The sequence below is a fragment of the Streptomyces sp. NPDC058964 genome (assembly GCF_042741275.1).
In the GTDB taxonomy this organism is placed as follows: Bacteria; Actinomycetota; Actinomycetes; order Streptomycetales; family Streptomycetaceae; genus Streptomyces.
On the sequence record NZ_JBHYKH010000413.1, the window covers coordinates 1 to 5,124 of the forward strand.

Below are 5,124 nucleotides of genomic sequence, written 5' to 3' on the forward strand. Positions count from 1 at the left end.
TAAAAATTGTCCCCGCGTCCCGGGGGGCGCGGGGGGCCCGGGGGGGGGGCGGGGGGGCCGGGCCCCCCCACCCCGACGGTGTGCGGGGCGCCCCCCCGGGGGGGGCCCGCCCTTCAGTCATGACGCCGCGGCCGTACGGCGGTCAGTTGCCGGAAGCCGTGGTCGACGCCGACGCCGAGTCGCTCGGGGTCGCGCCGGTGGTCGCGGCCCCGGTCGCCTTGGAGGTCGCGGAGGCCGAGGCGCCGTGCTTGCCCGGCTTGGCGCTCTTGGAGGCCGTTGCGCCCGCGGCCGGCGTCGCCGACGCCGACGGGACCTCGCTCGGGCCCCACTTGGTGAAGTAGTGCTCGGCCGGGACGACGAAGGCGCGCAGGCTCACGTCACCGGTCTTGCTGAACGTGAAGGTGATCTTCTGGGCGTTGCCGTCCTGCACCGCCTCCCGGCTGCTCGCCAGCACGGCGGAGGCGTTGTCCTTGCCGCCGATGATCAGCGAGCCGCCGGGCTGGATGGTGAGGGAGCCGCCCTTCGCGGGGGAGAGCGTGGCCGTCTTGCCGGTGCCGGGGACCACGAGCGACTGGAGGGTCTGCGGGGTGGTACCGGTGTTGAAGATGGTCGCGGAGATCACGGCCGGGCCGGTGGACGTCAGGTCCGGCTGGGTGATGACGGTCGCGTTCTGCACCTTGATGGTGCCCACGCTGGTCGCCGCGTTGTCCGGCTTGACCTGCAGCGTCTGGGAGTCGGTGCCGGCGGCGCAGGCGGCGAGCGAGGCGATCGAGAAGGCGATGGCGGAGGCGGCGAGGGCGCCGCGTCGAAGGCTGCTGCTCACGGCGGCGGCAACTCCTTGAACGCACGGGCGGCTCCCTTATAAAGCCACCCTAAGTGTCTGTCAGCGGCCTTAGGTTACCGAGCCGTTCCGGCGCGGCCGCACCCGACCCTCCCCAACCGCACAGGCTTCGCTCGTGCAGGGGGTACCCGGACCCCCAAGTGACTCCCGAGTCACTTTGCCCTCCGCGCTCGTCCGTCATTCACATAAGGCGCCCCGCAAAATTTCCGTGAAGGAATGCGCGGCCGCCCCGGATATTGATCACGTACCGCTCAGCCGGATGCCGGTGATCAATTCCGGAAAGTCTCGTACCCGACTCCGGCCCACCGAACGGAGTAGCGGAAGTCGCACGCTTGGGACCGGACAAATGCGGACGTTCGTCCACTTGGAGGGGCCTCCGGATGTGTGTAACGTACGCGTTTCACCCCGCCCGGAGAGCCGCTCCGACCTGCGAATACCTGCTTCCGCTGCCCTTCCGAAGCACGTTCCTGTTGCTGTTGTCAAGCCCCGAGATATGCCCTGACCTGCGAAAACGCCATTCAGAAGACGCCGTATCCGTGTTACCCTGGATAGCCACGGAAGGGGTACCTGTCACATGACGTTCAAGGTTGGCGACACCGTGGTCTATCCCCATCACGGGGCCGCGCTGATCGAGGCCATCGAAACTCGTCAGATCAAAGGCGTGGACAAGACCTACTTGGTGCTGAAGGTCGCCCAGGGTGACCTGACGGTGCGTGTGCCAGCGGACAATGCTGAGTTCGTGGGCGTGCGTGATGTGGTCGGTCAGGACGGACTGGACCGGGTCTTCGAGGTGCTGCGCGCGCCGTACGCCGAGGAGCCCACGAACTGGTCGCGTCGATACAAGGCAAATCTGGAGAAGCTCGCCTCCGGCGATGTCATCAAGGTCGCGGAAGTAGTGCGTGACCTGTGGCGTCGCGAGCGCGAGCGTGGACTCTCCGCCGGTGAGAAGCGCATGCTCGCCAAGGCTCGCCAGATCCTGGTGAGCGAGCTCGCTCTCGCGGAGAACACCAACGAGGACAAGGCCGAAGCCCTGCTCGACGAGGTTCTCGCGTCCTGACGCGAAACCGGCTGCGCCCGCTCAGCTCAGCACGGTGAAATGCCGCGGTGCCCGATGACGTGAATGCTGTCGCCGGGCGCTGCGGCATGTCCGTACCCGGATGCCGTTACGCCTATCGACTATCAGGACGATCAAGTGTCAAGTCGCGGGGACATCCCCCCGATACTTGGCGTGCCGGGCCCGGGCAGCTGGCTCGACCGGTGTCACGGAAGGGTCCGGTCAAGGCGTCGCGCCCGGCACTTCCCAGGCCATACCCACGTAGGCCGAGCACACAAACCTGACAGGAACCGATGTCTGACGATTCGCGCCCTTCGCCCGCGGAGCTGCGTACGGCCGCGGTGATTCCGGCCGCCGGCCGGGGCGTACGCCTCGGTCCGGGCGCCCCCAAGGCGCTCCGCGCGCTGAACGGCACCCCCATGCTCATCCACGCGGTGCACGCGCTCGCCGCGTCCCGTGCCGTCTCCCTGGTGGTCGTCGTGGCCCCGTCCGACGGCGCCGCGGAGGTCAAATCGCTGCTCGACGCGCACGCGCTGCCCGAACGCACCGACTTCCTGGTGGTACCCGGCGGCGAGACCCGCCAGGAGTCGGTGAAGCTCGGCCTGGACGCGCTCCCGCCCGACTACGGCATCGTCCTGGTGCACGACGCGGCCCGGCCGCTCGTGCCCGTGGACACGGTCGACGCGGTGATCGAGGCGGTCCGGGACGGGGCCGTCGCCGTCGTCCCCGCGCTGCCGCTCGCCGACACCGTCAAGGAGGTCGAGCCCGCGGCCGTCGCCGGCGCTCCCGAGCCGGTCGTGGCCACGCCCGAGCGGGCCCGGCTGCGCGCCGTGCAGACGCCCCAGGGTTTCGACCGGGAGACGCTGGTACGGGCCCACGAGACCGTCACCGACGACGTCACCGACGACGCGAGCATGGTCGAGCAGCTGGGGGAGCGGGTCGTGGTGGTCCCCGGCCACGAGGAGGCCTTCAAGGTCACCCGCCCGCTGGACCTGGTCCTCGCGGAGGCGGTTCTGGCCCGCAGGAGGCTGAACGATGGCTTCTGAGGCCCCCCTGGTACTGCCCCAGGTCGGCATCGGCACCGACATCCACGCCTTCGAGGAGGGCCGCGAGCTGTGGTGCGCCGGCCTGAAGTGGGAGGGCGAGGGTCCGGGACTGGCCGGGCACTCCGACGCGGACGTCGTCGCCCACGCCGCCTGCAACGCGCTGTTCTCCGCGGCCGGCCTCGGTGACCTGGGACAGCACTTCGGCACCGGGCGTCCCGAGTGGTCGGGCGCCTCCGGTGTCACCCTGCTCACGGAGGCGGCCCGGATCGTCCGTGCGGCGGGCTTCCGCATCGGCAACGTCGCGGTCCAGGTCGTCGGGCCTCGCCCCAAGATCGGCAAGCGCCGGGACGAGGCCCAGAAGCTCCTCTCCGAGGCCGCCGGCGCACCGGTCTCGGTGTCCGGGGCCACGACGGACGGACTGGGATTCCCGGGCCGGGGCGAGGGCCTGATGGCGGTGGCCACCGCCCTGGTCGTCCGCGTGTCCAGCCCGTCCGGCGTCTGAGGACGAGGCCCCACAGGCCGAAGCCGGTGTCCGGGGGCGGCAGCCCCCGGGAACGCGAGCCAGGACTCACCGGCACAGCGGACCGCCGAACCGCCGGAGGCGGACGTCACGAATTCATGGCCCCTGGGGGGAAGGTCGCAAGGCACTGCCCCGCGCCCACTACTCTGGAGTGGTGACTATTCGGCTGTACGACACCAACGCCCGGCAGATCCGTGACTTCACCCCGCTCACGCCGGGTTGTGTCTCGATCTACCTGTGTGGCGCCACCGTGCAGTCCGCACCGCACATCGGGCACATCCGCTCGGGCCTCAACTTCGACATCATGCGCCGCTGGTTCGCGTACCGCGGCTATGAGGTGACGTTCGTCAGGAACGTCACCGACATCGACGACAAGATCATCAACAAGGCGGCCGACCAGGGCCGCCCGTGGTGGTCGATCGGGTACGAGAACGAGCGCGCGTTCAACGACGGTTACACGGCACTGGGCTGCCTGCCGCCGACGTACGAGCCGCGTGCCACCGGCCATGTGCCCGAGATGATCGAGATGATGCAGGGGCTCATCGAGCGCGGCCACGCCTACGAGTCGGACGGCAACGTCTACTTCGACGTGCGCTCCTTCCCGCGGTACCTCGAGCTGTCCCGGCAGGAGCTCGACAACCTGCTCCAGCCCTCCGGCGAGGGCGAGACGGGCAAGCGGGACCCGCGCGACTTCGCCATGTGGAAGGCCGCCAAGCCCGGCGAACCGACCTGGCCGACGCCGTGGGGCCCCGGACGGCCCGGCTGGCACCTGGAGTGCTCCGCCATGGCGCACAAGTACCTGGGCAGCGCCTTCGACATCCACGGCGGCGGTCTCGACCTGATCTTCCCGCACCACGAGAACGAGATCGCCCAGGCCAAGGCCTACGGCGACGAGTTCGCCCAGTACTGGGTGCACAACGCCTGGGTCACCATGGCCGGCGACAAGATGTCCAAGTCGCTGGGCAACTCGGTGCTCGTCAGCGAGATGGTCAAGGAGTGGCGGCCCATCGTGCTGCGCTACTACCTGGGCACCCCGCACTACCGCTCGATGATCGAGTACAGCGAGGAGTCGCTGCGCGAGGCCGAGTCGGCGTTCGCCCGGATCGAGGGCTTCGTGCAGCGCGTCACCGAGATGACCGGGAAGGCCGGGGTCGAGCCGGCCGCCGAGGTGCCGCTCGCGTTCGCCGAGGCCATGGACGACGACCTGGGCGTTCCACAGGCCCTGGCCGTCGTGCACACCACCGTCCGGCAGGGCAACTCCGCCCTCGCCGCCGACGACAAGGAAGCCGCCGTGGCCCGCCTCGCCGAGGTCCGCGCCATGCTCGGCGTCCTCGGTCTCGACCCGCTCGACCCGCACTGGGCCGGCGAGAGCGGCGACCGCGGCGAGGACCTGCACGGCGTCGTCGACAGCCTCGTACGGCTCGTCCTCGACCAGCGCGAGTCCGCCCGCGCCCGCAAGGACTGGGCCACCGCGGACGCCATCCGAGACCAGCTCAACCAGTCGGGCCTGGTCATCGAGGACAGCCCGCAGGGGCCGCGCTGGAGCCTCGGCCCACGCTGAGGCACCCGCCGGTCCGATGATCGATTGTGGCCCCCCCCCGGTCGCGCGGCGCACAGGCAATAAACAACAGCCCACGACACCCCCCAAACCCTCAGGGAGTTG

5 protein-coding genes are annotated in these 5,124 nt (G+C 70.0%); 4 read left to right on the top strand and 1 reads right to left on the bottom strand.

The window, feature by feature from the left end; all coding sequences use genetic code 11:
* Positions 1–142 precede the first annotated feature (142 nt).
* On the bottom strand, positions 143–823 hold the full coding sequence (locus tag ACFW2E_RS35160; protein WP_384472517.1) for a DUF461 domain-containing protein: 681 nt from the start codon (positions 821–823) through the stop codon (positions 143–145).
* A 592-nt stretch (positions 824–1,415) separates the two neighbouring features.
* Here ACFW2E_RS35160 and ACFW2E_RS35165 point away from each other — a divergent pair.
* The 4 genes from ACFW2E_RS35165 (at position 1,416) to cysS (ending at position 5,022) form a co-directional block, all read left to right on the top strand.
* Positions 1,416–1,898 carry a CarD family transcriptional regulator gene (locus ACFW2E_RS35165; protein ID WP_003953493.1) on the top strand — a complete coding sequence of 161 codons (483 nt, stop codon included), beginning with the start codon at positions 1,416–1,418 and terminating at the stop codon, positions 1,896–1,898.
* 290 nt (positions 1,899–2,188) lie between these two features.
* Positions 2,189–2,941, top strand: a complete 753-nt coding sequence (gene ispD, locus ACFW2E_RS35170; protein WP_384472520.1) for a 2-C-methyl-D-erythritol 4-phosphate cytidylyltransferase — start codon at positions 2,189–2,191, stop codon at positions 2,939–2,941.
* On the top strand, positions 2,931–3,443 hold the full coding sequence (ispF, locus tag ACFW2E_RS35175) for a 2-C-methyl-D-erythritol 2,4-cyclodiphosphate synthase (RefSeq protein WP_384472523.1): 513 nt from the start codon (positions 2,931–2,933) through the stop codon (positions 3,441–3,443). Before ispD ends, ispF begins: the two co-directional genes overlap by 11 nt.
* Before the next feature lie 172 nt (positions 3,444–3,615).
* Entirely contained in the window at positions 3,616–5,022 is a 1,407-nt protein-coding gene (gene cysS / locus ACFW2E_RS35180) for a cysteine--tRNA ligase (protein WP_384472526.1), read from the top strand.
* The last annotated feature ends 102 nt before the right edge of the window (positions 5,023–5,124 follow it).

Excerpts from the sequence above, each read along its gene's own strand:
- ACFW2E_RS35165 (WP_003953493.1), top strand. The coding sequence starts at position 1,416 with ATGACGTTCAAGGTTGGCGACACCGTGGTCTATCCCCATCACGGGGCC.
- ispD (WP_384472520.1), top strand. The coding sequence starts at position 2,189 with ATGTCTGACGATTCGCGCCCTTCGCCCGCGGAGCTGCGTACGGCCGCG.
- ispF (WP_384472523.1), top strand. The coding sequence starts at position 2,931 with ATGGCTTCTGAGGCCCCCCTGGTACTGCCCCAGGTCGGCATCGGCACC.